General features: G+C 66.2%; 28 protein-coding genes. 20 read left to right on the forward strand and 8 right to left on the reverse strand.

Translation table 11 applies throughout. The features are described 5' to 3' along the window. The first annotated feature begins 114 nt into the window (after positions 1-114). Together CR918_RS05945 and CR918_RS05950 are read left to right on the forward strand one after the other, a co-directional pair. Positions 115-1,110 carry an LLM class flavin-dependent oxidoreductase gene (locus tag CR918_RS05945; protein WP_099783538.1) on the forward strand — a complete coding sequence of 332 codons (996 nt, stop codon included), beginning with the start codon at positions 115-117 and terminating at the stop codon, positions 1,108-1,110. A 67-nt stretch (positions 1,111-1,177) separates the two neighbouring features. Continuing rightward, positions 1,178-1,675, forward strand: coding sequence for a pyridoxamine 5'-phosphate oxidase family protein (locus CR918_RS05950; protein ID WP_025878887.1), 498 nt, complete (start codon positions 1,178-1,180; stop codon positions 1,673-1,675). A 47-nt stretch (positions 1,676-1,722) separates the two neighbouring features. Here CR918_RS05950 and CR918_RS05955 read toward each other — a convergent pair whose 3' ends face one another. Beyond that, positions 1,723-2,376 (reverse strand): exopolysaccharide biosynthesis protein, encoded by a 654-nt coding sequence (locus tag CR918_RS05955; protein WP_025878888.1) that lies wholly within the window; start codon positions 2,374-2,376, stop codon positions 1,723-1,725. After that, complete coding sequence (locus CR918_RS05960; protein WP_032952108.1) at positions 2,360-3,664, reverse strand: hemolysin family protein; 1,305 nt, start codon at positions 3,662-3,664, stop codon at positions 2,360-2,362. The genes CR918_RS05955 and CR918_RS05960 overlap by 17 nt, the downstream gene beginning before the upstream one ends. Positions 3,665-3,956: 292 nt before the next feature. On the opposite strand from CR918_RS05960, the gene CR918_RS05965 reads away from it, so the two are divergent. Beyond that, on the forward strand, positions 3,957-4,583 hold the full coding sequence (locus CR918_RS05965; protein ID WP_025878890.1) for a DUF47 domain-containing protein: 627 nt from the start codon (positions 3,957-3,959) through the stop codon (positions 4,581-4,583). Between the two features lie 13 nt (positions 4,584-4,596). Then, on the forward strand, positions 4,597-5,718 hold the full coding sequence (locus CR918_RS05970) for an inorganic phosphate transporter (RefSeq protein ID WP_025878891.1): 1,122 nt from the start codon (positions 4,597-4,599) through the stop codon (positions 5,716-5,718). Between the two features lie 437 nt (positions 5,719-6,155). Here the strand turns inward: CR918_RS05970 and CR918_RS05975 are convergent, their stop codons facing one another. From CR918_RS05975 to parE, 3 genes are all read right to left on the reverse strand, one after another. After that, on the reverse strand, positions 6,156-7,652 hold the full coding sequence (locus tag CR918_RS05975) for a S10 family peptidase (RefSeq protein WP_059063743.1): 1,497 nt from the start codon (positions 7,650-7,652) through the stop codon (positions 6,156-6,158). 98 nt (positions 7,653-7,750) lie between these two features. Beyond that, positions 7,751-8,329 carry a GNAT family N-acetyltransferase gene (locus tag CR918_RS05980; RefSeq protein ID WP_099842247.1) on the reverse strand — a complete coding sequence of 193 codons (579 nt, stop codon included), beginning with the start codon at positions 8,327-8,329 and terminating at the stop codon, positions 7,751-7,753. A gap of 164 nt (positions 8,330-8,493) precedes the next feature. Further along, the gene (gene parE, locus CR918_RS05985) at positions 8,494-10,383 is read right to left on the reverse strand and encodes a DNA topoisomerase IV subunit B (protein ID WP_099842248.1); all 1,890 of its coding nucleotides are present in this window, start codon (positions 10,381-10,383) and stop codon (positions 8,494-8,496) included. Positions 10,384-10,543: 160 nt separating this feature from the next. Here parE and CR918_RS05990 point away from each other — a divergent pair, with 160 nt between their 5' ends. From CR918_RS05990 to truD, 10 genes are all read left to right on the forward strand, one after another. Next, entirely contained in the window at positions 10,544-10,777 is a 234-nt protein-coding gene (locus tag CR918_RS05990; RefSeq protein WP_025878895.1) for a hypothetical protein, read from the forward strand. A gap of 401 nt (positions 10,778-11,178) precedes the next feature. Continuing rightward, the gene (gene pyrG / locus CR918_RS05995; RefSeq protein ID WP_025878896.1) at positions 11,179-12,843 is read left to right on the forward strand and encodes a CTP synthase; all 1,665 of its coding nucleotides are present in this window, start codon (positions 11,179-11,181) and stop codon (positions 12,841-12,843) included. Positions 12,844-12,931: 88 nt separating this feature from the next. Then, positions 12,932-13,762 (forward strand): 3-deoxy-8-phosphooctulonate synthase, encoded by an 831-nt coding sequence (kdsA, locus tag CR918_RS06000; RefSeq protein WP_012510652.1) that lies wholly within the window; start codon positions 12,932-12,934, stop codon positions 13,760-13,762. Next, positions 13,759-14,106: a hypothetical protein gene (locus tag CR918_RS06005; RefSeq protein WP_032976504.1), complete on the forward strand. Its 348-nt coding sequence runs from the start codon at positions 13,759-13,761 to the stop codon at positions 14,104-14,106. Before kdsA ends, CR918_RS06005 begins: the two co-directional genes overlap by 4 nt. Further along, complete coding sequence (locus CR918_RS06010) at positions 14,106-14,438, forward strand: hypothetical protein (protein ID WP_033830798.1); 333 nt, start codon at positions 14,106-14,108, stop codon at positions 14,436-14,438. Before CR918_RS06005 ends, CR918_RS06010 begins: the two co-directional genes overlap by 1 nt. A gap of 97 nt (positions 14,439-14,535) precedes the next feature. Beyond that, positions 14,536-15,828 (forward strand): phosphopyruvate hydratase, encoded by a 1,293-nt coding sequence (eno, locus tag CR918_RS06015; RefSeq protein ID WP_080149197.1) that lies wholly within the window; start codon positions 14,536-14,538, stop codon positions 15,826-15,828. Positions 15,829-15,832: 4 nt separating this feature from the next. Beyond that, positions 15,833-16,183, forward strand: coding sequence for a cell division protein FtsB (gene ftsB / locus CR918_RS06020; protein ID WP_099842249.1), 351 nt, complete (start codon positions 15,833-15,835; stop codon positions 16,181-16,183). Next, positions 16,180-16,878, forward strand: a complete 699-nt coding sequence (gene ispD, locus CR918_RS06025; RefSeq protein WP_025878901.1) for a 2-C-methyl-D-erythritol 4-phosphate cytidylyltransferase — start codon at positions 16,180-16,182, stop codon at positions 16,876-16,878. The genes ftsB and ispD overlap by 4 nt, the downstream gene beginning before the upstream one ends. A 34-nt stretch (positions 16,879-16,912) precedes the next feature. Next, entirely contained in the window at positions 16,913-17,410 is a 498-nt protein-coding gene (gene ispF / locus CR918_RS06030) for a 2-C-methyl-D-erythritol 2,4-cyclodiphosphate synthase (RefSeq protein WP_025878902.1), read from the forward strand. Further along, positions 17,407-18,438: a tRNA pseudouridine(13) synthase TruD gene (truD, locus tag CR918_RS06035; RefSeq protein WP_099842250.1), complete on the forward strand. Its 1,032-nt coding sequence runs from the start codon at positions 17,407-17,409 to the stop codon at positions 18,436-18,438. Before ispF ends, truD begins: the two co-directional genes overlap by 4 nt. A gap of 98 nt (positions 18,439-18,536) precedes the next feature. Here the strand turns inward: truD and CR918_RS06040 are convergent, their stop codons facing one another. After that, positions 18,537-19,076 (reverse strand): Smr/MutS family protein, encoded by a 540-nt coding sequence (locus CR918_RS06040; protein WP_032976509.1) that lies wholly within the window; start codon positions 19,074-19,076, stop codon positions 18,537-18,539. Between the two features lie 209 nt (positions 19,077-19,285). Between CR918_RS06040 and surE the strand changes: the two genes are divergently transcribed. From surE to CR918_RS06060, 4 genes are read left to right on the forward strand one after another with little or no spacing between them, the layout of a single operon-like run. After that, positions 19,286-20,065, forward strand: a complete 780-nt coding sequence (gene surE, locus CR918_RS06045) for a 5'/3'-nucleotidase SurE (RefSeq protein ID WP_025878905.1) — start codon at positions 19,286-19,288, stop codon at positions 20,063-20,065. Next, a complete protein-coding gene (locus CR918_RS06050) occupies positions 20,062-20,739 on the forward strand; it encodes a protein-L-isoaspartate(D-aspartate) O-methyltransferase (protein ID WP_025878906.1) in 678 nt (225 codons plus the stop codon). The genes surE and CR918_RS06050 overlap by 4 nt, the downstream gene beginning before the upstream one ends. Before the next feature lie 19 nt (positions 20,740-20,758). Next, a complete protein-coding gene (locus CR918_RS06055) occupies positions 20,759-21,373 on the forward strand; it encodes a YqaA family protein (RefSeq protein ID WP_025878907.1) in 615 nt (204 codons plus the stop codon). Continuing rightward, a complete protein-coding gene (locus tag CR918_RS06060) occupies positions 21,370-22,155 on the forward strand; it encodes a peptidoglycan DD-metalloendopeptidase family protein (RefSeq protein WP_025878908.1) in 786 nt (261 codons plus the stop codon). The genes CR918_RS06055 and CR918_RS06060 overlap by 4 nt, the downstream gene beginning before the upstream one ends. A gap of 142 nt (positions 22,156-22,297) precedes the next feature. Here CR918_RS06060 and CR918_RS06065 read toward each other — a convergent pair whose 3' ends face one another. Further along, positions 22,298-22,672, reverse strand: coding sequence for an Mth938-like domain-containing protein (locus CR918_RS06065; protein WP_059063756.1), 375 nt, complete (start codon positions 22,670-22,672; stop codon positions 22,298-22,300). Positions 22,673-22,684: 12 nt separating this feature from the next. After that, positions 22,685-22,990 carry a ribosome assembly RNA-binding protein YhbY gene (gene yhbY / locus CR918_RS06070; protein ID WP_025878910.1) on the reverse strand — a complete coding sequence of 102 codons (306 nt, stop codon included), beginning with the start codon at positions 22,988-22,990 and terminating at the stop codon, positions 22,685-22,687. A gap of 64 nt (positions 22,991-23,054) precedes the next feature. On the opposite strand from yhbY, the gene rlmE reads away from it, so the two are divergent. Continuing rightward, the gene (rlmE, locus tag CR918_RS06075) at positions 23,055-23,687 is read left to right on the forward strand and encodes a 23S rRNA (uridine(2552)-2'-O)-methyltransferase RlmE (protein ID WP_025878911.1); all 633 of its coding nucleotides are present in this window, start codon (positions 23,055-23,057) and stop codon (positions 23,685-23,687) included. 66 nt (positions 23,688-23,753) lie between these two features. Continuing rightward, positions 23,754-25,691 carry an ATP-dependent zinc metalloprotease FtsH gene (ftsH, locus tag CR918_RS06080; RefSeq protein WP_025878912.1) on the forward strand — a complete coding sequence of 646 codons (1,938 nt, stop codon included), beginning with the start codon at positions 23,754-23,756 and terminating at the stop codon, positions 25,689-25,691. The last annotated feature ends 17 nt before the right edge of the window (positions 25,692-25,708 follow it).

Consider the following 25,708-nt stretch of genomic DNA (forward strand, 5'->3'; position numbering starts at 1 on the left):
CATTGGCCTGCGGGCCTGAACCGGCCAGGCAGGAATCAGCGTCCCGCCACCGGCACTGGCCGTGAGGGCAGGGCGACCCCATCAAACGGGGATCTTGTGACGGAAAACCGCCTGATGATCCCGTTGTCGATTCTCGACCTGGCCCCGGTCTGCGAGGGCAGCGATACCACTGCCGCCTTTGCCAACATGCTTGAGCTCGCCCAGCATGCCGATGCGCTGGGCTACCGCCGCTACTGGCTGGCCGAACACCACAACATGCCTGGCATCGCCAGTGCCGCCACGGCGGTGCTGATCGGCCATGTGGCCGGTGGCACCCAACGCATCCGCGTCGGCGCCGGCGGCATCATGCTGCCCAATCACGCGCCGTTGCAGGTGGCAGAGCAGTTCGGCACCCTGGCCTCGCTGTACCCCGATCGCATCGACCTGGGCCTGGGCCGCGCGCCGGGTACCGACCAGCCGACCGCCCGCGCCCTGCGCCGCTATTTCGACAGTGCCGACCAGTTCCCGCAGGACGTACGCGAGCTGCTGCACTACTTCGAACCGGTGCAGCCTGGGCAGGCGGTGCAGGCCGTACCGGGTGGCGGCCTGCGGGTGCCGACCTGGATCCTCGGTTCCAGCCTGTTCGGGGCACGCATGGCCGCCTCGATGGGCCTGCCGTATGCATTTGCCTCGCACTTCGCCCCCGATTCCATGGATGAAGCGCTTGCGGTGTATCGCCGCGAATTCCGCCCTTCGGCCACGCTCAAGCAGCCGCACGCGATGCTGGCGTTGAACGTGGTGGCCAGTGACAGCGAGGCCGAATCGCGGCGGTTGTTCACCAGCCAGCAGCAGAGCTTCGTCAACCTGCGTCGCGGCCGTCCGGGCAAGATTCCGGCGCCGATCGATGACATCGAAGCGTTCTGGGAACCCCACGAGAAGCTGGGCGTGGAGCGGGCACTGGCGTGCACCGTGCTGGGTGATCCGCAGCAGGTCGCCGATGGCATTGCGGCGTTCGTCGAGCGCCATCAGCCCGACGAACTGATGCTTACCGCCAACCTGTACGACCACCGCGCGCGCCTTCGCTCGTTCGAACTGGCAATGCAAGCCTGGCATGCCCGCCACGCGGGCTGAACAATTGCGTCACGGCAATTTGCGGTGCGGACGCGTCTGATGGGGACTCCCACTTCCGGAGTCCCCCATGGACGAATCGCGTACCGAGCACATTGCCCAGCTGGCTGAACTGATCAAGGACGTGGAGGTGGCGATGTTCACCACCCGTGGTGTCGATGGGCGCCTCTACAGCCGTCCGCTCGGCACCCAGCAGGTCGCCTTCGATGGCGACCTGTGGTTCGCCACTGCGGCCGACAGCCCGAAGGTGGCCGAGATCGCGCTCGACCCGCGGGTCAACGTGGCCTATGCCTCGCCATCGAAGAATACGTATGTGTCGGTAGCCGGCGTGGCACGGATCATCGATGACCGCGCGAAGGTCGAAGAGCTGTGGTCGCCGGCGATGAAGCTGTTCTTCCCCGGCGGCCCGGATGACCCGAGCCTGCGCTTGATCCACGTGCGTGCAGAGACCGCCGAGTACTGGGACGGACCGGGCACGCTGCTCGGCTCGGCGTTGAGTTTCGTGTTGTCGGCGGTGCAGGATGAGCCGGCACGGTTGGGCGACAACGGATTCATCGATCTGCGTTGATTGCAGTAACCCGCCGGGCCATGCCCGGCGAGCGCAGCGGCAGGCGCTCAGAACCAGCGCTGGAACAGGTCGACGGTGTAGCCCACCAACTGCCCGGAACTGAAGCCGAAGAAAGCGATCGCCACCAGCGCAGCCACCCAGTTGAACAACATCAGCGCGCCGTCGCGTTCAAGCAGGGCCAGCGCGAACAGCAGCAACTGGAAGCCGAACAGATAGTTGGTGAACGGAATCGGCAGCGACAGCAGCAGGCCCAGCAGCACCAGCAGCAGGCCGCTGAAGGCGTGGGCGGGAGCCGGGGTCAGCAGTTGCGGCATGCGCGGCTTGAGCATGCGGTCGAGGCGGCGCAGGGCACCATCGATGCGATCCAGGAACCGGTGCATGGTGCCGCGCTTCGGCCCGCGACGGGCAATGAAGCCGGGCAGCCAGGGCCGGCGCATGCAGAACAGCATCTGCAGGCCGATCAGGATCACCAACGGACCGCTGACTGCGCCGCCCAGCCCCGGGATGGGGATGAAGGCCGGCAGGATGGCGACGAACAGGAATACACCAAAGGCACTCTGCTGCAGATCCTGCAGGATCTGCCCCAGCTTCATGTGCTGGGCCGGGTCACCGAAGGCGAACATCGCCAGCAGGGTCCGGATGCCCTCGTTGCGGTACTCCGGCGATGCAGCGCCGGGGCCGGCGTCAGGCGGTGAGCTCATCGGCCTGCTCGTCGGACAGGGTGCGAAGCAGCAGTTTGTCCACGCGCGCACCGTCCAGATCGACCACCTCGAAGCGCCAGCCGGCCCAGTCGAAGTACTCGCCCGCGTGCGGGATGCGGCCGAAGAAGTGGATGCACATGCCGGCCAGGGTGTAGTAATCGCCATCCTCGGCGTCGGGCAGGTCGTTGCTGCCGATCAGCTCGCGCAGGTCCTCGATCGGCAGCGAGCCGTCCACCAGCAGCGAGCCGTCCTCACGGGTCACCACCAGCGCGTCCTCGTCGGCATTTTCCGTTGCCTGCAGGCGGCCGACCACCGCGCCCATCAAATCGCTGATGGTTACCAGGCCCTGGATCTCGCCGTACTCGTCCACCACCAGCGCCATCGACTGCTGTTCTTCGCGGAAGATCTCCAGCAGCTTCATCGCATGGGTGGATTCGGAGACGTACAGCGGTTCGCGCAACGTCTGGAACAGCGCGTTGTCGCCGCGTGCCATCCGCGTGGCCAGCGATTTCAGCTCAAGCACGCCGACCACGTCCATGTCGTTGTCGCGGTACACCGGGTACCGCGAGAACTCGTGCTCGGCCATGATCTCCAGGTTCTTGTCCAGGCCACCCAGCGTATCCAGCCAGGCGATCCGGTTGCGCGGGGTCATCAGGCTGTCGGCGGTACGGTCGCCCAGGCGCATCACGCGGTTCATCATGTCGCGCTCGTGGCTGTCGATCACGCCGGCCTCGTGGCTCTCGGCCACCAGCATGCGGATCTCCTCTTCGGTCACCGACGCGACCTCGTCCTTGCCCAGGCCGAACAGGCGCAGCACCAGCTGGGTGGTCTTGGACAGCAGCCAGACGAAGGGGAAGGCAAGCTTGGCCAGCCAGCTCATCGGCAGCGCCACCAGGCCGGCGATGTCCTCCGAGCGGGTCAGGGCCAGGCGCTTGGGCACCAGTTCGCCGAAGATCAGCGTGATGAAGGTGATGAAGGTGACTGCAAGGGCCTTGCCGATGCCGCCGGCGTAGGCGAAGCCCGGCATCAGCCCCTGGATCCAGCCGCCGATGGCTTCACCCAGTGCCTCGCCGCCGAGGAAGCCGGTCAGCACGCCGATCACGGTGATGCCGATCTGGACGGTGGACAGGAAGGCTTCCGGCTTCTCCGACAGCTCCAGGGCCTTGGCCGCGCGCTTGGAGGTGCCGGCCAGCTGCTTCAGCCGGCTCTTGCGCGAGGTCATGACCGACATCTCGGACATGGCAAAGAAGCCGTTCAGCAGAACAAGCGCGAAAACAATCAGGATCATTTCAAACACGGGCATCGTCCCCGGTTGGTGGCAGGGAGGGCGGGTGCTTGCGATGGCGGCAGGCGCTCAGGAACGGGGTCCGGCGCGGCGCTGGGGGATAAGGGTCGTCGTCCATAAGGTGCGCCCGAAGGCGCGCTGGCATCTTAGCAAAGGGCCGTGGCTGGGTGGCAAATGCCTGTTCAGTTTTGGGCGTCCCGACCCCCGGAAAGGGGCAGGGATACCCGTGATGGTCATCTAGCCGTCATAATTCGCACTGGTGCCGTCCTTCCCGCGACGGCTGACAGGTTTCTCAATGTTCTCTCTGCAGACCATTTTCGGTTCCGGCAAACAGTTCTACACCCTGCTCGATGAGGCTGCCGTCGCGGCTTCCGATGCCGCCAAGGCACTGCATTCGATGCTGCGCGACGCCGATCGCCAGCCCGCCCTGGATGCCTTCAAGCTGGCCCGTCTGCGCGAACGCGCGGCCTCGGACAAGATCAGCCAGGCGCTGGTGGACAGCTTCATGACCCCGATCGAGCGCGAAGACATCGAAGCGCTGGGCTCGGCCCTGTACAAGATTCCCAAGCAGATCGAGAAGTTCGCCGATCGCTATTCGCTGGCCACCACCCACCTGGAACACATCGACTTCGCGCCGCGCGCGGCGATGCTCGAGCAGGCCGCTGGCGTGGTGGTGGAGATGGTCGCCGACCTGCGCCACATGAACCTGGACCGGATGACCGCGCTCAACGAGCGCCTGCGCTCGCTGGAAAACGAGGCCGACCGTCTGATGCTCGAGCTGTACCGCGACATCTACTCCGGTCGCCTGGACAACCTGCAGATGTTCCTGCTCAAGGAATTCTTCGAGATCCTGGAAAAGGCCATCGACCGCTGCCGCGAGGCCGGTGTGGTGGCGTACCAGATCGTGTTGAAGAACAGCTGACGGGCCGGTACCGATGCTCACCCTAGTCCTGGTGGTGATCCTGGCCGCGCTCGTCTTCGAGTTCATCAACGGCTTCCACGATACCGCCAACTCCATCGCTACCGTGGTGGCAACCAAAGTACTGTCGCCCGGTTGGGCGGTGATGCTTGCCGCCTTCATGAACCTCATCGGTGCCCTGACCGGCACCGCGGTCGCACTGACCATCGCGTCGGGCCTGCTCAACACCAACGTGGTCGACGTGACCCCGCAGGTGATCCTGTGCGCGCTGCTCGGCGGCATCATCTGGAACCTGATCACCTGGTGGAAGGGCCTGCCGTCCTCGTCCTCGCACGCGTTGATCGGTGGCCTGTGCGGCGCCGGCCTGGCTGCGGCCCACAACAACTGGGACGCGCTGATCTGGTCCGAACGGCTTGGCAGCTGGGCGCAGAACAAGGGCCTGCTGTGGAAGGTGTTCGTGCCGATGATCACCTCGCCGATCGCCGGCTTCCTGCTCGGCATCGCAGTGATGGTGCTGTTGTGGGCGCTGATCGCAGGCCTGGCCAAGATCGGCGGCGCGATCGGCCGGCTGGCACGTCCGCGCATCGTCAATGCGTTCTTTGGCAAGGCACAGATCGCTTCGGCGGCCTACATGGGCTTTGCCCACGGCCACAACGATGCGCAGAAGACCATGGGCATCATCGCGATGACCCTGATCGGTGCCGAGGCGACCGGCGCGTTGAACGACCTGCCGTCGTGGCTGGCCTTCATGCATCCGGACGCGCACGCCGGCGACGGCATTGCCATGTGGATCGTGCTGACCTGTGCGGTGGTGATGGCCGCCGGTACCGCCTCGGGTGGCTGGAAGATCATCAAGACCCTGGGCCACAAGATGGTCAAGCTGCACCCGATCCACGGCTTCGCCGCAGAAACCAGCTCGGCCACCGTGCTGACCCTGGCGGCGCACTTCGGCATGCCGGTATCGACCACCCACAGCATCTCCACCGCGATCATGGGCGTAGGCTTCGCCAAGAACCCGCGTTCGCTGCGCCTGGGCGTGATCGAACGCATCGTCTGGGCCTGGATCCTGACCATCCCGGCGGCAGGCGGCTGCGCCTACCTGATCCTGAAGCTGTTCGAGCTGCTCGGCTGGACCTGAGTTCCACGCCAACGCTGCAAACAAAAAGCCCGCCGGATTCCGGCGGGCTTTTTCATTTCATGAAGCATCCGGTTTCCGTTATCCACGCATGGCGTGGATCTACAGTGTCGACCAAGGTCGACACCTACCAACAGCAGCAGGAAGTCGACACCCACCAACAGCAGCCGGAACCCGTCGAAGGCGGGGTGGGTCCGGTTGCGGGGGTGTCCGCGGCATGGATGCCGCGGCCAAGCCCCCAAGGGTGAGGGCGCTTTGCTTGCGAGGCACTGCTTCGCAAGCGCCCGAACGCACAGCCGCCAGCGGCTGGGCCGGTCTGGGGGTTTACGGCGTCCCCCGCAACCGGGCCCACCCCGCCAACCCACGGAAAGCCCGCTTTTGACGTTGCCGTTGCCGTTGCTGTCCGCGGGTGCCGGGCCGCAGGCCCGGCCGACAACCCCTCAATTGCGCTGGAACAACGCCTGCACATCCCTGCGGAACGCCGCCTGGCTGTCAGCCCGGCTGTAGAACATGTGCCCGCCCGGATAGCTGCGCACCTGCACGCGGTCCGGGTTGCTGCCCATCGTCGGCATCTGGTCCACCGTCAGGATCGAGCCCATGAACGGGCAGGACAGGTCATTCCAGCCGTGCACGATCAGCACCTGCAGATGCGGGTCGATCGCCACGGCCTGGCGCAGCTGGGTCACCGCGCCCTCGCGCAGGTCACCATTGCGATCCCACAGACGGTTCACGTCGTAGTTCAGTGCCTGGTAGCGCGCATCCACCTTCCAGCCGACCTCACGGGTAACGAAGTCGACCATCGCCGTGGTGGTCGGGGCGATGATGCTGTCCAGCAGCGGATCGTTGGCGCGCTGCTCCGGATCGTTCGGGAACGGATCGAACGCAGTGACGTTGGAATCGTAGCGGCTGCCCAGCGTGCCCTTGTCGCGGAACACCTCACGCAGGTAGGCCTGGGTTTCCAGGCGACCGCCGGCGCGGCGCACGAACTGCGGGTCCAGGCCGGTCAACTCGGCTACCCGGCGCAGCATCGCCTCGGTCGCCTGCGGATCGCTGCGGCCCTTCATCAGCGCGGTGGCGTAGTCACCGCGGGTGTACTCGACCACCTCGCGCATCGCCGCGTCGGTCAGCTTGCCCTGGCGTTCCAGGTGCGCGGCAGCGATCGACGGCAGGGTCTGCATCCACGCCATCGGCGAGACATCGGCGTTGTCTTCCAGGGTCGGGCTCAGGTAAGGCGACACCAGCACCAGGCCGTTCATCGCCACGCCCAGGCGCGTCTGCAGGAAGTGGGTGATGCGCGGGCCGCGATAGCCGCCATAGCTCTCGCCGGTCAGGTACTTGCGCGAGGCCATGCGCTGGTTGCGCAGCAGCCAGTCGTAGATCGTGCGCGAGAGGTATTCGACATCGGCACTGGGCGTATACAGCTGCTTCTTCGCTTCCTCATCGCCGATGCGGGCGCGGCTGAAGCCGGTACCGACCGGATCGATGAACACCAGGTCGGTGAAGTCCAGCCAGGTGCCGGGATTGTCGTGCAGCTTCGCCGGCGCCGATGCGCTGTCGCCTTCCGAACCGAAGGTCACCACCTTCGGGCCGATGGCGCCCAGGTTGAGGTACACAGAAGACGCGCCGGGGCCGCCATTGAGAGCGAAGGTCACCGGCCGGTCCTTGCCCGGCATCGTGTAGGCGGTAAACACCACATCGGCGATCACCTTGCCCTTCGCATCGCGTACCGGCAGGGTGCCGACGGTGGCGGTGTAGTCGAGGGTGCGGCCCGCCAAACGCATGCTCTGGCGAGCCGACGCATCGGCCGGCAGGGGAGTGGCTTCGGTCTTTTCTTCTTTCGTTTCGGAGGCGCCGTCAGCAGCAGGCGCGGCCAGCACGCAGGCAGGGGCGATCAGCAGGCCGACGCAGAGCGCGGCAGAGTGCAGCAGAAACTTCATGGCACCGGAACGGCAGCGGAAGGGACCCCGATGCTAGGGCGGGGTGCCGCGCACCGTATGTGTCCAAAGGCATGGGCCGGCGTTGTGGCCTGATCCGGTCAAGCGACGGTGGCTGAGCGCACCGCGTCGTCGGCCAGCAGCCCATACACGGCCGAGTCGGCCAGTTCACCCTGGATACGCCAACGCTGCCGCAGCAGGCCTTCGCGGTGGAAGCCCAGGCGTTCGAGCACGTGTGCCGAGGCGCGGTTGCGTGGATCGATCTCCGCTTCCACCCGGTGCAGTTGCAGGGTGTTGAACAGATAGGCCAGCACCTGCTGCAGCGCTTCATGCATGTAGCCGTGGCCCTGCCTGCCAGGTGCCAGCAGATAGCCGATTTCCGCGCGCGCCGCGTCCCGATCCAGGGCAAACACCACGCAGATGCCCAGCAGCGGGCCGTCCACCGATTCGCGCAGGGCCAGCTTCAACTGCGTACCGGTGGCCTGTGCAGCCAGGTCGTCGTCGATCTGCGCGCGTGCTTCGGCCGGACGCGTCCACGCCGGGTGGTTCCACCAGTGCATCACATCCGGGTCGGACTGCAGGGCGAACAGGGCCGCGGCGTCATCGCGGCGAATGGGGCTCAGCACCAGGCGCGCGCTGTGCAGCGGCAGCCCGGGGAACAGCAGTGAGTTGGCGGGCAATGGGGTCGTCCACGCGGATGAACGCGCATTATGGACCCGCAGGGTTTGCCGATGGCGGCCGATCCAACGGCCCGGTAATGCCGGCCGCTGGCCGGCAACCCAGGTATCCCGCTGGTTCACGAAAAGCAGCCGGCCAGCGGCCGGCACTACCACCGGTCCGGGAATCAGACTTCCAGCGAAGCCAGATCGCCCTTGCTCTCCAGCCAGCCCTTGCGGTCCGACGCGCGCTTCTTGGCCAGCAGCATGTCCATCAGTGAATGGGTCTGCTCGCCATCGTCGATGGTCAACTGCACCAGGCGACGGGTGTCCGGATGGATGGTCGATTCACGCAGCTGCGGCGGATTCATCTCGCCCAGGCCCTTGAAGCGGGTCACGTTGATGGCGCCCTTGATCTTCTCGCGTTCGATCTTGTCCAGCATCGAGCGCTTTTCTTCCTCATCCAGGGCGTAGAACACCTGCTTGCCCACGTCGATGCGGAACAGCGGCGGCATCGCCACGAACACGTGGCCGGCATCGACCAGCGCCGGGAAGTGCTTCAGGAACAGTGCGGTCAGCAGCGTTGCGATATGCAGGCCGTCGGAGTCGGCGTCGGCCAGGATGATCACCTTGCCGTAGCGCAGGCCGCTGATGTCTTCCTTGCCCGGGTCACAGCCGATGGCCACCGCCAGGTTGTGCACTTCCTCCGAGGCCAGCACGCTGTTGGAGGACACTTCCCAGGTGTTGAGGATCTTGCCGCGCAGCGGCAGGATCGCCTGGAAATCCTTGTCGCGGGCCTGCTTGGCGCTGCCGCCTGCCGAGTCGCCCTCGACCAGGAACAGTTCGGTGCGCGACAGGTCCTGGCTGATGCAGTCGGCCAGCTTGCCGGGCAGGGCAGGGCCCTGGGTGACCTTCTTGCGGACGACCAGCTTCTCGGTCTTCAGGCGCGCACTGGCGCGCTCGATGGCGATCTGCGCGATCTTCTCGCCCAGCTCCACATTCTGGTTCAGCAGCAGGCTGAACGCATCGTGCGCGGCACCTTCGACAAAACCGGCGGCCTGGCGCGAGGACAGGCGTTCCTTGGTCTGGCCGCTGAACTGCGGGTCGGTCATCTTCAGCGACAGCACGAACGACACGCGGTCCCACACGTCTTCCGGGGCCAGCTTGACGCCGCGCGGCAGCAGGTTGCGGAAGTCGCAGAACTCGCGCAGCGCTTCGGTCAGGCCGGTGCGCAGGCCGTTGGCGTGGGTGCCATGCTGTGCGGTGGGAATCAGGTTGACGTAGCTTTCCTGCACCAGCTCGCCTTCCGGCAGCCAGGCCACGGCCCAGTCCACGATCTCGGTGTCTTTCTTCAGGTTGCCCACGAACAGATCAGCCGGCAGCGACTCGCGATCGCCCAGCTCCAGCTTCAGGTAATCGCGCAGGCCGTCTTCGTAGTACCAGGTGTCGACCTCGCCGGTGGCTTCGTCGGTCAGCTTGACGGTCAGGCCCGGGCACAGCACGGCCTTGGCGCGCAGCAGGTGCTTGAGCGCACGCACGGCGAACTTGGGCGTATCGAAGTACTTCGGGTCCGGCCAGAAGCGCAGGCGGGTACCGGTGTTCTTCTTGCCGACGGTGCCTACCACTTCCAGCGGCGAGGCGCGGTCGCCGTTGCGGAAGGTGATGCGGTGTTCGGCACCTTCGCGCTTGATGTGGATTTCCACCAGGGTCGACAGCGCATTGACCACGCTGACGCCGACGCCATGCAGGCCGCCGGAGAAGGTGTAGTTGTTGTTGTTGAACTTGCCGCCGGCATGCAGGCGGGTCAGGATCAGCTCGACGCCCGGGATCTTCTCTTCCGGATGGATGTCCACCGGCATGCCGCGGCCGTCATCGCTGACCTCCACGCTGCCGTCCTTGAACAGGGTGATCTCGATCGAGCGGGCATGGCCGGCGAGGGCCTCGTCCACCGAGTTGTCGATCACTTCCTGCGCCAGGTGGTTCGGGCGCGCGGTGTCGGTATACATGCCGGGGCGGCGCTTGACCGGGTCAAGGCCGGACAGGACTTCAATATCGGCGGCGTTATAGCGGGCGTTCATCTGTCTTCGAAAGCGTGGAGCGACGGGCAAGTGTGCGGTCTGGACCGGGAATTTGCACGCCTGCGGTTCAGCCTCGTTGGCGGGGAGGGGGTAAAATGGCAACCGCTGGAACCGAACACCGGCGCCCCCCACATCCGAGCCATACCGCGAGGAGGACTCCATGAAGAAGTTGCTGACCATTGCGATCCTGGCTGCCGCCGCTGTTGCAGTGCCGATGGTGCTGGCGCAGAACGCCGGCCAGCCTGCTCCGCAGCAGGGTGACCAGGCCGACAAGGCGCAGTCCGAAGCCGAGGCCAAGGCCAAGCGCCGCGCGCAGGCCAATGCCGAGATGAAGGCCAAGGGCCAGCCGGTGCCGCAGCAGGAAGAAGAGGAAGAGGCACGCAAGAAGAAGTAATTCTTCTGCCCCTCCGAGGCCCTTGCCACAAGGGTTTCCCCCTCGAACGCCCCGCCCAGCGGGGCGTTTCTTTTTGCCGATGGCGCCATCTGCCCCTTGGGTTGGCGGCCATCTATCTGTAAACTATGGCTTTCCGGGAGTAAGTGCGTGTCCACCATTTGCGAATGGGCTGGCACGGCCAAGCGTGGCCTCCAGCAAAGCGGGTCGCAGGTGACGGTCGAAGTGACCGGCACGGCCGCCCCGACCTCGCAGGGTGGTTCCCCGCTGGCGCATTGCGCTGGCCGGGCCCGCACCTCCCTCGCTGCTCCAGCGAACCGGAAAACCCCCTTTCTGCTCCACGCCCGCCCCCCGGGCAGGCGTGGCGCTGCCGTTTTCCATTTCCAGACAGGATGCTTGCAGCCATGACTCCCTTGATTTTCGTAACCGGCGGCGTGGTGTCCTCGCTCGGCAAAGGTATTGCCGCCGCGTCACTGGCCGCCATTCTCGAAGCGCGTGGCCTGAAGGTCACGATGATGAAGCTCGATCCGTACATCAACGTCGACCCGGGCACCATGAGCCCGTTCCAGCACGGTGAGGTGTATGTCACCGACGACGGCGCCGAAACCGACCTCGACCTGGGCCACTACGAGCGCTTCGTGCGCACCCGCCTGAGCCGCAAGAACTCGGTCACCACCGGTCGCATCTATGAGGAAGTGATCCGCAAGGAGCGCCGCGGCGACTACCTGGGCGCGACCGTGCAGGTCATTCCGCACATCACCGACGAGATCCGTCGCTGCATGGACGAAGCCACCGAGGGCTTCGACGTGGCCCTGGTGGAGATCGGCGGCACCGTCGGCGACATCGAGTCGCTGCCGTTCCTGGAGGCGATCCGCCAGGTACGCACCGAGCGCGGCCCGGAAAAGGCGCTGTTCATGCACCTCACCCTGGTGCCGTACATCGCCGCCGCGGGTGAACTGAAGACCAAGCCGACCCAGCACTCGGTGAAGGAACTGCGCTCGATCGGCATCCAGCCGGACGTGCTGCTGTGCCGTTCGGAACAGCCGGTACCGGATTCGGAGCGTCGCAAGATCGCCCAGTTCACCAACGTCTCCGAGCGCGCGGTGATCAGCGTGCCCGACGTAGATGTGCTGTACCGCATTCCGATGGGCCTGCACGCACAGGGCCTGGACGAGATCGTCATCAACCAGCTGAAGCTGGCCGACAAGGCCGGCCCGGCCGACCTGTCGATGTGGGAAGACGCCGTCGATGCCACCCTGCATCCGCTGGATGCGGTGACCATCGCGGTGGTCGGCAAGTACATCGACCACCAGGACGCCTACAAGTCGGTCGGCGAAGCGCTCAAGCACGGTGGCCTGCGCCAGCGCACCAAGGTCACCCTGAAGTGGCTGGAAGCGCAGGACCTGGAAGGCAGCGACATGTCCGCGCTGGCCGATGTCGACGGCATCCTGGTGCCGGGTGGTTTCGGCGACCGTGGCTTCGAAGGCAAGGTGCTCACCTCGCAGTACGCCCGTGAGCACAAGGTGCCGTACTTCGGCATCTGCTACGGCATGCAGGCTGCGGTGGTCGACTACGCGCGCCACGTGGTGGGCCTGGAAGACGCCAACAGCACCGAGAACGATCGCCAGTCGCCGAACCCGGTGATCGGCCTGATCACCGAATGGCGCACTGCCACCGGCGACGTGGAAAAGCGTGACGACAAGAGTGACCTGGGCGGCACCATGCGCCTGGGCCTGCAGGAGCAGCGCCTGAAGCCGGGCACGCTGGCCCGCGAACTGTACGGCAAGGACGTGGTCGCCGAGCGCCACCGCCACCGTTACGAGTTCAACAACCGCTACCGCACCCAGCTGGAAGACGCCGGCCTGGTGATCGCCGGCAAGTCGATGGACGACACCCTGGTGGAAGTGGTTGAACTGCCGCGCGACCAGCATCCGTGGTTCCTGGCCTGCCAGGCGCACCCGGAATTCCTGTCCACCCCGCGTGACGGCCACCCGCTGTTCATTGGCTTCATCCGTGCCGCGCGCGAGCGCAAGGCCGGTGGCAAGCTGCTGCAGGAAGTGCGCGCCTGACTTGTCATGGGGGCCGCCGGCCCCCATCTTGCTCGCTTCAACCCCAGCGCACCGGCACTGCCGGTGTAGCGGACAACAAGGAAACGCCATGAAACTGTGTGGATTCGAGGTCGGGCTGGACCAGCCCCTGTTCCTGATCGCCGGCCCCTGCGTGATCGAGTCGATGCAGCTGCAGCTGGATACCGCCGGCAAGCTGAAGGAAGTGACCGACAGGCTCGGTGTGAACTTCATCTTCAAGTCCAGCTTCGACAAGGCCAACCGCACCTCCGGCACGGCCTTCCGTGGCCCGGGCATGGAAGAGGGCCTGAAGGTGCTGGCCGAGGTCAAGAAGCAGATCGGCGTGCCGGTGCTGACCGACGTGCACGAATACACCCCGATGGATGAAGTGGCCTCGGTGGTGGACGTGCTGCAGACCCCGGCGTTCCTGGTCCGCCAGACCGACTTCATCCGCAAGGTGTGCTCGGCCGGCAAGCCGGTCAACATCAAGAAGGGCCAGTTCCTGGCGCCGTGGGACATGAAGCCTGTCGTCGAGAAGGCCAAGGCCACCGGCAACGAGCAGATCATGGTCTGCGAGCGTGGCGCCAGCTTCGGCTACAACAACCTGGTCAGCGACATGCGTTCGCTGGCGGTGATGCGCGATACCGGCTGCCCGGTGGTGTTCGACGCCACCCATTCGGTGCAGTTGCCGGGTGGGCAGGGCACCAGTTCCGGCGGCCAGCGCGAGCATGTGCCGGTGCTGGCGCGTGCCGCGGTTGCCGTGGGCATCTCCGGCCTGTTCGCCGAAACCCATCCGGACCCGTCCAAGGCGCTGTCCGACGGCCCCAACGCGTGGCCGCTGGACCAGATGGAAGCCCTGCTCGAGACCCTGATGGAGCTCGATGCGGTGACCAAGAAGCACGGCTTCTCGCGCTTCGCGTGAGTCAGCACCCGCAGGCGGCGCTGGAGATCCAGCGTCGTCGCCGGCGCTGGCGGCAATGGCCGTGGGGCCCGATTGCACTCGGCCTGGCATTGCTGTCGGTGTCCGGTGTATTCGCCATCGGCATGCTGTTCGGTGCCGGCATGCGCCCGTCGAGTGCCGGCGGTCCGGTAGTGAACCTGATGCCCTTCGTCATCGCCCTGGCGGTGGCCGAAGTGCTGACCATTTCCGCAGGGCTTTTCGCCGCAGTGCTCGGCTGGCGCCTGAACCGGGGCAGGGTTACCGCTGCACTGGCGATGGTCCTGCTGTCGCTGTGGGCGGGCATCCTGCTGCACGATCTTCTTTGATGAATACGATGCCTGAACCCTCGCGCAGCTGGCCGTGGGGCCTGGTCGCCCTGTTGCTGTCGGTGCTCGCCTGGGGCGGCTTGCTCGTGGGCGTGCTGGCCTTCGCCGCCAGCTTCCGTCCGCCGGGGGATGGCAACAACGGCGTGCAGGCCATGCAGTACTGGATGCTGGGCGCGCTGGTCACGCTGGTGCTGTCCTTCGTGGGCAGCCTGGTGGCGATGGTGATGGCCTGGCGACGTCGGCGCGGGCCGGTGTGCGCGACCATTGCCGGTGCCCTGCTGGTGATGCTGGTGTCGCTGCTGCTGATCGTGATCGGGTCCAGCTGGGGCTGATGCCCATCACGCCATTTGGCAAGTGAGGGGTAGCCGGGGATAATCACGCGGCATTCGTTTTTGTCGCCCCCTCTCCATACAGGTAACCGGCCCGACCATGAGTACGATCCGCAGCATCCATGCCCGTGAAATCCTCGACAGCCGTGGCAACCCCACGCTGGAAGCCGAAGTCACCCTGGAGGACGGTTCGTTCGGTCGCGCCGCGGTTCCCTCCGGCGCATCGACCGGCACCAAGGAAGCGGTGGAGCTGCGTGACGGCGACAAGACCCGTTACCTCGGCAAGGGCGTGCGCAAGGCCGTCGACAACGTCAACGGCGCCATCGCCAACGCACTGAAGGGCTTCGAGGCCACCGACCAGGCCGGCCTGGACCGTCGCCTGATCGATCTGGATGGCACCGAGAACAAGGGCCGCCTGGGTGCCAACGCACTGCTGGGTGTTTCCATGGCTGCCGCGCACGCCGCCGCTGCCTCCAGCAAGCAGGCACTGTGGCAGTACCTGGCCGCCAAGACCGGCGCGACCCCGTCGCTGCCGGTGCCGATGATGAACATCATCAACGGCGGCGCGCACGCCGACAACAACGTCGATTTCCAGGAGTTCATGGTGCTGCCGGTCGGCTTCACCTCGTTCTCCGAAGCGCTGCGTGCCGGTACCGAAATCTTCCATTCGCTGAAGTCGGTGCTGAAGGGCCACGGCCTCAGCACGGCGGTGGGCGACGAAGGCGGCTTCGCGCCGGACTTCCGCAGCAACGTCGAAGCGCTGGACACCATCCTCGAAGCCATCGGCAAGGCCGGCTACACCGCCGGTGAAGACGTGCTGCTGGGCCTGGACGTGGCCTCCAGCGAATTCTTCGAGAACGGCAAGTACAACCTGGTCGGCGAGAACAAGCGCCTGACCTCCGAGCAGTTCGTCGACTTCCTGGCTGACTGGGCCGCGCAGTACCCGATCATCACCATCGAAGACGGCCTGGCCGAGAACGACTGGGCGGGCTGGAAGCTGCTGACCGATCGCATCGGCAAGAAGGTGCAGCTGGTCGGCGACGATCTGTTCGTCACCAATCCGAAGATCTTCCAGGAAGGCATCGATTCGGGCACCGCCAATGCGATCCTGATCAAGGTCAACCAGATCGGTACCCTCAGCGAAACGCTGGAAGCGATCGCCATGGCCGACCGTGCCGGTTACGCCGCCGTGGTCTCGCACCGTTCGGGTGAAACCGAGGACACCACCATCGCCGACATTGCGGTGGCGACCACCGCCACCCAGATCAAGACCGGCTCGCTGTGCCGCAGCGATCGCGTGGCCAAGTACAACCAGCTGCTGCGCATCGAGGAAGCCCTCGGTGCCGGCGCGCGTTACGCTGGTCGTGACGCGTTCGTGTCGCTGAAGCGCTGAGCCGATGCGCGACTGGCGCTGGCTGCTGTTGTTGCTGGCCCTGCTGCTGGCATGGCTGCAGTACCGTTTCTGGTTCGGCCCGGGCAATTCGGGTGAAGTGATGATGCTCGAAGCCCAGGTCGCCAACCAGGAGCGGGACAATGACGGTCTGCAGCAGCGCAACGATGCGCTTGCTGCCGAAGTGAAGGACCTCAAGGAAGGCCAGTCCGCCATCGAAGAACGCGCGCGCAGCGAGCTGGGCATGATCAAGCCCGGCGAGAAGTTCTATCGCGTCGTGGAAGATGCACCGACGCGTCCGGCGCAGCCTGCGCCGGTTACGGCCCCGGCCGGTGACCATCCGGCGGACGTGCCATGAGCGCGGCGATCTGGGTGGTAGTTCCGGCCGCAGGGCGCGGCACGCGTTTTGGTGCGCCGTTGCCCAAGCAGTACCTGCAGGCGGGCGGGCAGACCCTGCTCGCCCACACCCTGGACGCACTGCTGGCACACCCGGCCGTGGCCGGGGCGATGGTGGTGATCGGTGCGGACGATGCCGATTGGCCGGGCTGGAGCGAATGGGCCGGAAAGCCGGTGCTGACCTGCACCGGTGGCGCCACCCGCGCCGCCTCGGTGCTGGCGGGGCTGCAGGCCCTGCCGGACAGCGTGCGTGCCGATGAATTCGTGCTGGTGCATGACGCGGCGCGTCCGAACCTGTCGCAGGCCGATCTTGGCCGCCTGCTGGAAGTGGGCCGCACCGATCCGGTCGGCGCCATCCTGGCCGCGCCGGTACGCGACACGCTCAAGCGTGCTGGTGATGATGGTGGCATCGACGGCACCGAGCCGCGTGAGCGCCTGTGGCGTGCACTGACGCCGCAGCTGTTCCGCCGCCACCAGTTGATCCGCGCACTGTCCGAGGCCGCTACCGCCGGTGTCGATGTGACCGACGATGCCATGGCCATGGAGCGCCAGGGCCAGCGCCCGCTGCTGGTGGAAGGCAGCGAGGACAACTTCAAGGTCACCACGCCGGCCGATCTCGATCGTTTCGAATTCGTACTCTCCCGCCGCGCCGGCTGACCGCCCGCGCGGCCCTGCTGCAAGGGCTGCATCCATGAGCACCTCCCCGTTCCCGCCCGTCCGTATCGGCCAGGGTTACGACGTCCATGCCTTCGGTGAAGGCGACCACATCATGCTCGGTGGCATCGCGGTGCCGCACAGCTGCGGCGTGCTTGCGCACAGCGACGGCGACGTCATCCTGCACGCGCTGTGCGACGCCATGCTCGGTGCGATCGCGCTGGGCGACATCGGCCAGCACTTCCCGCCCACTGACGACCGCTGGAAGGGCGCGGACAGCAGCGAATTCGTGCGCCATTGCGATGGCCTGCTGCGCGAGCGCGGCTGGCGTGTCGGCAACACCGACATCACCGTGATCTGCGAACGGCCCAAGGTCGGCCCGCATGCGCTGGCCATGCGCGAGCGCATCGGTGAACTGTTGCAGCTGCCGTTGGATGCGGTGAGCGTCAAGGCCACCACGTCCGAGAAGCTGGGCTTCACCGGCCGTGGCGAAGGCATCGCTGCGCAGGCGGTCGTGCTGCTGGTGGCCGCATGATCCCGTTGCCGCTCGCGTTCGGTGCACCGCTGCTGCAGGCGCGCATCCGCACCACGCCGGAAGATTTCCAGGTCGATGAGCTGCCCGCTTTCGAAGCGACCGGTGAAGGCGAGCATCTGCTGCTGCATATCCGCAAGCGTGGCGCCAATACGGTGCACGTGGCCAAGGTACTGGCCAAGTGGGCAGGCCTGCCGGAAATGGCGGTCAGCTATGCCGGCATGAAGGACCGCAACGCGGTCACCACCCAGCGTTTCAGCGTACATCTGCCCAAGCGCGTCGCGCCCGATCTGGCCGAGCTGGCCAGTGACGAGATCGAGGTGATCGACTCCACTTGGCACAACCGCAAGCTGCAGCGCGGTGCGCTGGCGGGCAACCGCTTCAGGCTGGTGCTGCGCGATGTGCAGGGTGACGCGGCGGCAATCGACGAGCGCCTGCAGCAGATCGCCGCGCGTGGCCTGCCGAACTGGTTCGGGGAGCAGCGCTTCGGTCGCGATGGCGGCAACGTTCCCGCTGCGTTGGCGATGTTCGGTGGCCGGCGCATGCGCAAGGACCAGCGTTCGCTGCTGTTGTCGGCGGCGCGTTCGGCCTTGTTCAACCGCGTGCTCGCTGCACGCGTGGAGCAGGGCAGCTGGGACCAGCCGCTGCAGGGCGAAGTGTGGATGCTTGATGGCAGCCGCAGCGTGTTCGGCCCCGAGCCCTACAGCGACGTGCTGGCCGAGCGCCTGGCACGTTTCGACATCCACCCCAGTGCTCCGTTGTGGGGCGAGGGTGAGCTGCGCAGCAGCGACGCCGCCCGTGAGCTGGAACTGGCAGCGCTGGATGATGACGAATCAAAGGCGCTGCGCACCGGCCTGGAAGAGGCGCGGCTGAAGCAGGAGCGGCGCGCGCTGCGGCTGCGTCCGGCGCTGCTGCAGCGCCAGTGGCTGGCCGCTGACGTACTGGAGTTGTCCTTCGCGCTGCCGCCAGGCTGCTATGCCACCGCGGTCCTGCACGAGCTCGGGCCGGTCGAGGACGCGTCGCAGGCCTGACGGAAATGGTGGCGGAGGCGAAGAGCATCCACGCATGGCGTGGATCCACTTTCCTCCACCCGCCACAGTAGATCCACGCCATGCGTGGATGCGTTACCTCAGCGCCGCGCCAGCAGCACCAGCATGGCGCCGGTCCCGCCTTGCCCGGTCGGGGCGGAATGGAACGCCAGCACGTCGTTGCGCAGGCGCAGCAGGCGGTCCACCAGGTTCTTCAGCACCGGCGCACTGCCATCGGACTGCAGGCCCTTGCCGTGGATGATGCGCACGCAGCCGTACTCGTGGGCGTGCGCCTCCAGCAGGAACTGGCGCAGCATCATCTCGGCCTGCGCGGCGGTGGCGCCGTGCAGGTCCAGTTCGTCCTGCACCGAGTACTGTCCGCGCTTCAAGCGCTGGAACAGGCGTGGCGGCAGGTTGTCGCGCCGGTAGCTGGCAACGTCGCCCGCTTCCAGCGGGGCGTTGTCGCGCAGCAGCCGGGCGAACTCACCGGCGGCCTCTGCGTCGTCGCGCTCGGCCATGCGCGCACGCGGCCTGGGCCGCGGCGCAGCAGGGGCGGGCTCCACTTCCTTGCGCAGCGGCGTCACTTCGCCGATGGCGGCACGGAACAATGCAGCCGGATCTTCGTCTTCAGGGTGCGACATGCGCACAGGTTAAACCGCCTGCGCGGGTCTGCCTATGACCGTTGGATGTCGGCCGTGACCGCAGACAGGGTAGGACCCAGCGCCCGCTTGCGGCACAATAGTCGGCGCACTTGCGGAGCTGCCGCCTCCCTGGAGGAGACGGGCCGGCTTCGCCCACGTTGCAAGGTGACGGGATCGAATTCTTGGAAAATCAAGCGGTTAAATCGAAGATGCGCATCCTGGTCAGCAATGATGACGGTGTCGACGCGGCGGGCATCCGGATGCTTGCATCCGTGCTGCGCGAGGCCGGGCACGAAGTCACGGTGGTCGCACCCGACCGCGACCGCTCCGGTGCCAGCAATTCGCTGACCCTGGATCTGCCGATCCGGCTCAAGCGCATCGACCACTACACCGTGTCGGTGGCCGGCACGCCCACCGACTGCGTGCACCTTGCGCTGACCGGCCTGCTCGAATTCGAGCCTGACATTGTCGTGTCCGGTATCAACAATGCCGCCAACCTCGGCGACGACGTGATCTATTCCGGCACCGTCTCGGCGGCGATGGAAGGTCGTTTCCTCGGCCTGCCTGCGGTGGCGGTGTCGCTGGTGACCCGTAACCACGACCCCAAGCATTTCGAGACGGCGGCGCGTGCCGCAGTGGAGATTGTTGCCCGCCTCAAGGCCGATCCGCTGCCGGCCGACACCATCCTCAACGTCAATGTGCCGGACCTGCCGTGGAGCGAGGTCAAGGGCTTCGAAGTCACCCGCCTGGGCAACCGTCATCGCGCCGAAGGCTGCATCGCGCAGAAAGACCCGCGCGGCAACGAGGTGTACTGGATCGGTCCGGCCGGCCGCGAGCAGGACTCCGGCCCGGGCACCGATTTCCATGCGGTACGCACCGGCCACATTTCGATCACCCCGATCCAGGTTGACCTGACCCGCTACCAGGCACTGGAAAAGGTCGCCAGCTGGGTCGGTGGCCTCAGCGCCGCGCTGGACCGGCCGGCATGAGCCCACGCCTGCGCCTGCAGCCGGAAGCAGTCGGCATCGGCATGACATCGCAGCGCGTGCGCGACCGCCTGGTCGACCGCCTGCGCGAAGCCGGCATCGTCGACGAGTCGACGCTGAACGCGATCCGGGTGGTGCCGCGCCATCTGTTCATCGATGAGGCCCTGGCCTCGCGCGCATATGAAGACACCGCGCTGCCGATCGGCCACGGCCAGACCATTTCCCAGCCGTGGGTGGTGGCGCGGATGACCGAGGCCGTGCTGCAGGTGGCGCCGAAGAAGGTGCTCGAAGTGGGTACCGGCTCGGGCTATCAGGCCGCCGTGCTCGGCGCGCTGGGGCTGGAGGTCTATACCGTCGAGCGCATCGGTGACCTGCTGCGGCAGGCGCGCAAGCGGTTCCGCGCGCTGGGCATGAACATCCGCACCAAGCACGACGACGGCCGCGTGGGCTGGGCCGAGCATGGCCCGTTCGACGCCATCGTGGTTACCGCCGCCGCACCGGCACTGGTCGATGCGCTGGTTGAGCAGCTGGCTGCAGGTGGCCGTCTGGTCGCCCCGGTCGGTGGCGCCGGCGCACAGTCGCTGGTGCAGCTCGACCGCAAGGACGACGGCAGCATCGAACAACGCGTGCTGGCGCCGGTCACCTTCGTGCCGCTGCTGTCTGGCATGCTCGATTGAATCCACGGAGCAGGGTTGCATGAAGATTTTCGGGCCGCTGTACGAGCGGGCAATGAAGTGGGCTGCGCATGAGCGCGCGCCGACTTATCTGATGGTGCTGAGCTTTTTCGAAGCCATCATCTTCCCGGTGATGCCGGAAGTGATGCTGGCGCCGATGTGCGTGGCCCAGCCCAAGCGCGGCTGGTGGTTCGCCACCCTCAGCCTGGCCGGCTCGATGGTCGGCGCGCTGATCGGCTACGCGCTGGGCCACTATGCATTCGAAGCGGTCAAGCCGGTGTTCGAGGCGCTGGGCATGCTGCCGGCGATCGAGCAGGGCATTGCTACCGTGCAGGCCAAGATGGTGGAGTCGCCTTGGGCGGTGTTCACTTTCCTGGTGCTGGGCGGCTTCATGCCGATTCCGATGAAGGTCTTCACGTGGGCATCGGGTATCGTCGGCGTGCCGATGCCGCAGTACCTGTTGAGCATGTTGATCGGTCGTGGCAAGCGCGTTTTCGTGCTGGCTGCGGTCATCCGTATCGGTGGTGCGCGCGCCGAAGCAGCGCTGCGCCGATGGATTGAACCGCTGGGCTGGATCGCCACCGCGTTGGTGGTGGTGCTGATCGCCTGGCTTGTATGGAGGTCGAAGTTCGCATGAGTGCAGATCGTCTGAGCAAGGGAGTGCGCATCGGCGCGCTGGCGTTGCTGGTATCCACCCTGGCCGCCTGTGGCACCGCCACCGTGGTCCGGCCCAGTGGCGGCGGCAGCAGTGGCGTCAGCACGCCGAAGACGTCGGTGCCCAAGCCGGGGCAGACGGTGGTCGTGCGCAAGGGCGACACCATCTATGCGCTGGCCCGCATCCACGACATCACGCCGGCCGACCTGATCGCCTGGAACAACCTGGACAATCCGTCGACCATTTACCCAGGGCAGGTGATCCGCCTGTATCCGGCCGGTTCCGGTGGCGGCCGTGCGCCGACCACCGTGGTCACCGCGCCGCGTCCGGCTGGCAGCACGTCTGGCGGCAGTACCGCGCCGACGCCGGGTCCGGCCGGTCCGGTCAAGAGCAACATCGCCTGGCGCTGGCCGGCCGATGGCGCAGTCGTGGGCCGCTACGTGGCCGGCGATGCAACCAAGCAGGGCGTGGACATCGCCGGCACCAGCGGCGCGCCGGTGAAGGCCACGGCCAATGGCGTGGTGGTGTATTCCGGCGCCGGCCTGGTCGGCTATGGCGAGCTGATCATCATCAAGCACAGCGACCAGTGGCTGTCGGCCTATGGCCACAACCGCAAGCGCCTGGTCAATGAAGGGCAGAGCGTGAAGGCCGGCGAGCAGATCGCCGAGATGGGCCGTACCGGCGCCAACCGGGACATGCTGCACTTCGAGATCCGCTACAACGGCAAGCCGGTCGACCCGCAGCAGTATCTGCCGGCGCGCTAGCGCGGGCAGATACGGGTAGCGCCGGGCCATGCCCGGCGGCTGTACGCCGCAATGCAGCACTGCCCGAGCATGGGCTCGGACGCTTGCATATGCGCAACGTGTGTTTCAGGTAGCGCCGGGCCATGCCCGGCGGCCTCGGGCCTCAGCCTTCCAGGATGAAGGCGGCCGCCACCTTGCGGCCTTCGCCGGCAAGGATGTTGAAGGTGCGTGCGGCAGCCGGATTGTTCATCACTTCCAGTCCGATGCCGCGCGACAGGCAGGCGGCCATGACAACCGCCGGCGGGAACGCCTGGCGCTCTCCGGTGCCGAGCAGTATCAACGCCGGCTTCAGTGCCAGGATCGGCTCCAGGTCAGCCACCTGCAGCGCCGCGACATCGGTCACCGGCCACTGTTCGACCAGCTGGTCCGGGGTCAGGTAGAAGCTGTTGCCCAGAACGCGATCATTGACCCGTGCCGAGCGACCGTCAGCGGCGCGCAGGCTGTAGGCGTAGTCGGGCAGTTCGTGGTTCAGCTGCATGGCAGGGTCCGATCAGCCGCGCGGCAGCACGATCTGGCGGTGTTCCTTGCTCGGGCGATACAGCACGGCAACATGGCCGATACGCTGCACCAGCGCACTGTCGGTGGCCTGCACGATCTCGCCGATCATCACGTCGCGGGCGTCACGGTCTTCGGCGGCAACCTTCACCTTGACCAGTTCGTGGCGTTCCAGCACTTCGTTCAGCTCGGTCAGGAAGGCCGGAGTGACGCCCTTGCCGCCGGTCTGCAGCAGGGCCTTCAGGTCGTGGGCTTGGCCGCGCAGGAAACGGGTCTGGGAAGGGGTCAAGGCAGTGGGCATGCAGAAAACACGGTTGAATGGGACGATCAGGGTATCATGGCGACCCCATCAGCCCCTATTTCCAATGGCTACCCGCAGCAAAAGCAGCCAGCGCTGGCTCAAGGAACACTTCTCCGATCCCTTCGTGAAGAAGGCCCAGGCCGAAGGCATGCGCTCCCGTGCGGCCTACAAGCTTGAAGAACTGCTCGAACGTGACCGCCTGCTGAAGCCGCACATGGTGGTGGTCGACCTCGGCGCGGCCCCAGGTGGCTGGTCTCAGCAGGTGCGGAGACAGATCGGCGATACCGGCCGCGTGCTGGCCCTGGACATCCTGGACATGCCGCCGCTGGCCGGCGTGGAGTTCCTTCACGGTGACTTCAGGGAAGAAACCGTCCTATCGCAGTTTGAAGCCATGCTCGGGGATCAGCCGGTAGACCTTGTGCTGTCGGACATGGCCCCCAATAAGAGTGGTGTGGACGCGGTCGACCAGCCGCGGATGATGCACCTGGCGGAGCTGGCCATGGATTTTGCCGACAACCACCTCAAGACTGGTGGGGCGTTCCTGATCAAGCTGTTCCAGGGCGAAGGCTTTGACGACTACGTGCGCGACATGCGCCGCCGCTACGACAAGGTCTCCATCCGCAAGCCGGAAGCCTCGCGCAAGCGCTCTCCCGAGGTGTATGCCTTGGGTCAGGGAAAACGCGCCCACATGAAGTAAGCTCGACCCCGTAAGTTCGACCCCAACGCAACGCCAGCACTAAGAGGAACACCGGAGCCAATGAGGATGAACGACTTGACCAAGAACCTCCTGCTATGGGTGGTCGTCGCCGTCGTGCTGATGGTGGTCTTCCAGAGCTTCTCGCCCAAGACCTCGGGGGCCGGGGCGCAGGGCGCTTCGTACTCGCAGTTCCTGGACCAGGTGGACACCGGCAACGTGCAGAAGGTCGCCTTCGGCGGCGATACGCGCGGCGGTACCAGCCAGATCACCTACACCACCCGTGGTGGACAGTCGTCCACCATCACCGCACCGTTCGATCGCGACCTGATCAACGTGCTGCGCACCAAGAACGTCGAGATCGTGCAGGAAGAGCCGTCCAGCGGCATCTCCCTCGGCGCGATCCTGATGAATTTCCTGCCGGTCATCCTGATCATCGGCTTCTGGCTGTTCATCATGCGGCAGATGCAGGGCGGTGGCGGCGGTGCCAAGGGCGCAATGTCCTTCGGCAAGTCGCGCGCCAAGCTGCAGGGCGAAGACCAGATCAAGGTCACCTTCGCCGACGTTGCCGGTTGCGACGAGGCCAAGGAAGAGGTCGGCGAACTGGTCGACTTCCTGCGTGACCCGTCCAAGTTCACCAAGCTCGGCGGCAAGATCCCGCGCGGCGTGCTGATGGTCGGCCCTCCGGGTACCGGCAAGACGCTGCTGGCCAAGGCCATCGCCGGCGAAGCCAAGGTGCCGTTCTTCTCGATCTCCGGTTCGGACTTCGTGGAAATGTTCGTCGGCGTCGGCGCCAGCCGAGTGCGCGACATGTTCGAGCAGGCCAAGAAGCACGCGCCGTGCATCATCTTCATCGATGAAATCGACGCCGTCGGTCGCCACCGTGGTGCCGGCCTGGGCGGCGGTCATGACGAGCGCGAGCAGACCCTGAACCAGCTGCTGGTCGAGATGGACGGTTTCGAAGGCGGCGAAGGCGTGATCGTGATCGCCGCCACCAACCGTCCTGACGTGCTGGACCCGGCGCTGCTGCGTCCGGGCCGCTTCGACCGCCAGGTGGTGGTTGGTCTGCCGGACGTGAAGGGCCGCGAGCACATCCTCAAGGTGCACATGCGCAAGCTGCCGCTGGCCGACGACGTCGTGCCGATGGTGATCGCGCGTGGTACCCCGGGCTTCTCCGGTGCCGACCTGGCCAACCTCTGCAACGAGGCCGCCCTGTTCGCCGCTCGTGGCAACGAGAAGGAGGTCCGCATGGACCACTTTGATCGTGCCCGCGACAAGATCCTGATGGGTGCCGAGCGCCGCTCGATGGCCATGAGCGAGGAGGAGAAGACCCTCACCGCCTACCATGAAGCCGGCCATGCCATCGTTGGCCGCCTGGTGCCGGAACATGACCCGGTTTACAAGGTCACGATCATTCCGCGCGGCCGTGCGCTGGGCGTGACCATGTACCTGCCGGAAGGCGACAAGTACTCGATGAACCGCGTGGCGATCCAGTCGCAGCTGTGCTCGCTGTACGGTGGCCGCGTGGCGGAAGAACTGATCTTCGGTACCGACAAGGTCACCACCGGCGCTTCCAATGACATCGAGCGTGCCACCAAGATGGCCCGCAACATGGTCACCAAGTGGGGCCTGTCCGAGCAGCTCGGCCCGATCGCCTACGGCGAAGAGGACGATGAGGTGTTCCTGGGCCGTTCGGTGACCCAGCACAAGAGCGTGTCCAACGACACTGCCCGTCGCATCGACGAGGAAGTGCGCAACATCCTCGACAAGGCGTACGCCCGCACCACCGAGCTGCTGACCGAGAACATCGACAAGCTGCATACGATGTCGCAGCTGCTGCTGCAGTACGAAACCATCGATGCGCCGCAGATCGACGCGATCATGGAAGGTCGTGATCCGCCGCCGCCGATGGGCTGGAACAAGTCCAACAAGGATGGCGGCAACAACGACAAGGGCGGCGATGCCCGTCCGTTGCCGCCGATCGCCGGTCCGGCCGAATCGATCTGACGGCCTGCCGTACGCAA

Source organism: Stenotrophomonas indicatrix (assembly GCF_002750975.1).
GTDB classification, from domain to species: Bacteria; Pseudomonadota; Gammaproteobacteria; order Xanthomonadales; family Xanthomonadaceae; genus Stenotrophomonas; species Stenotrophomonas indicatrix.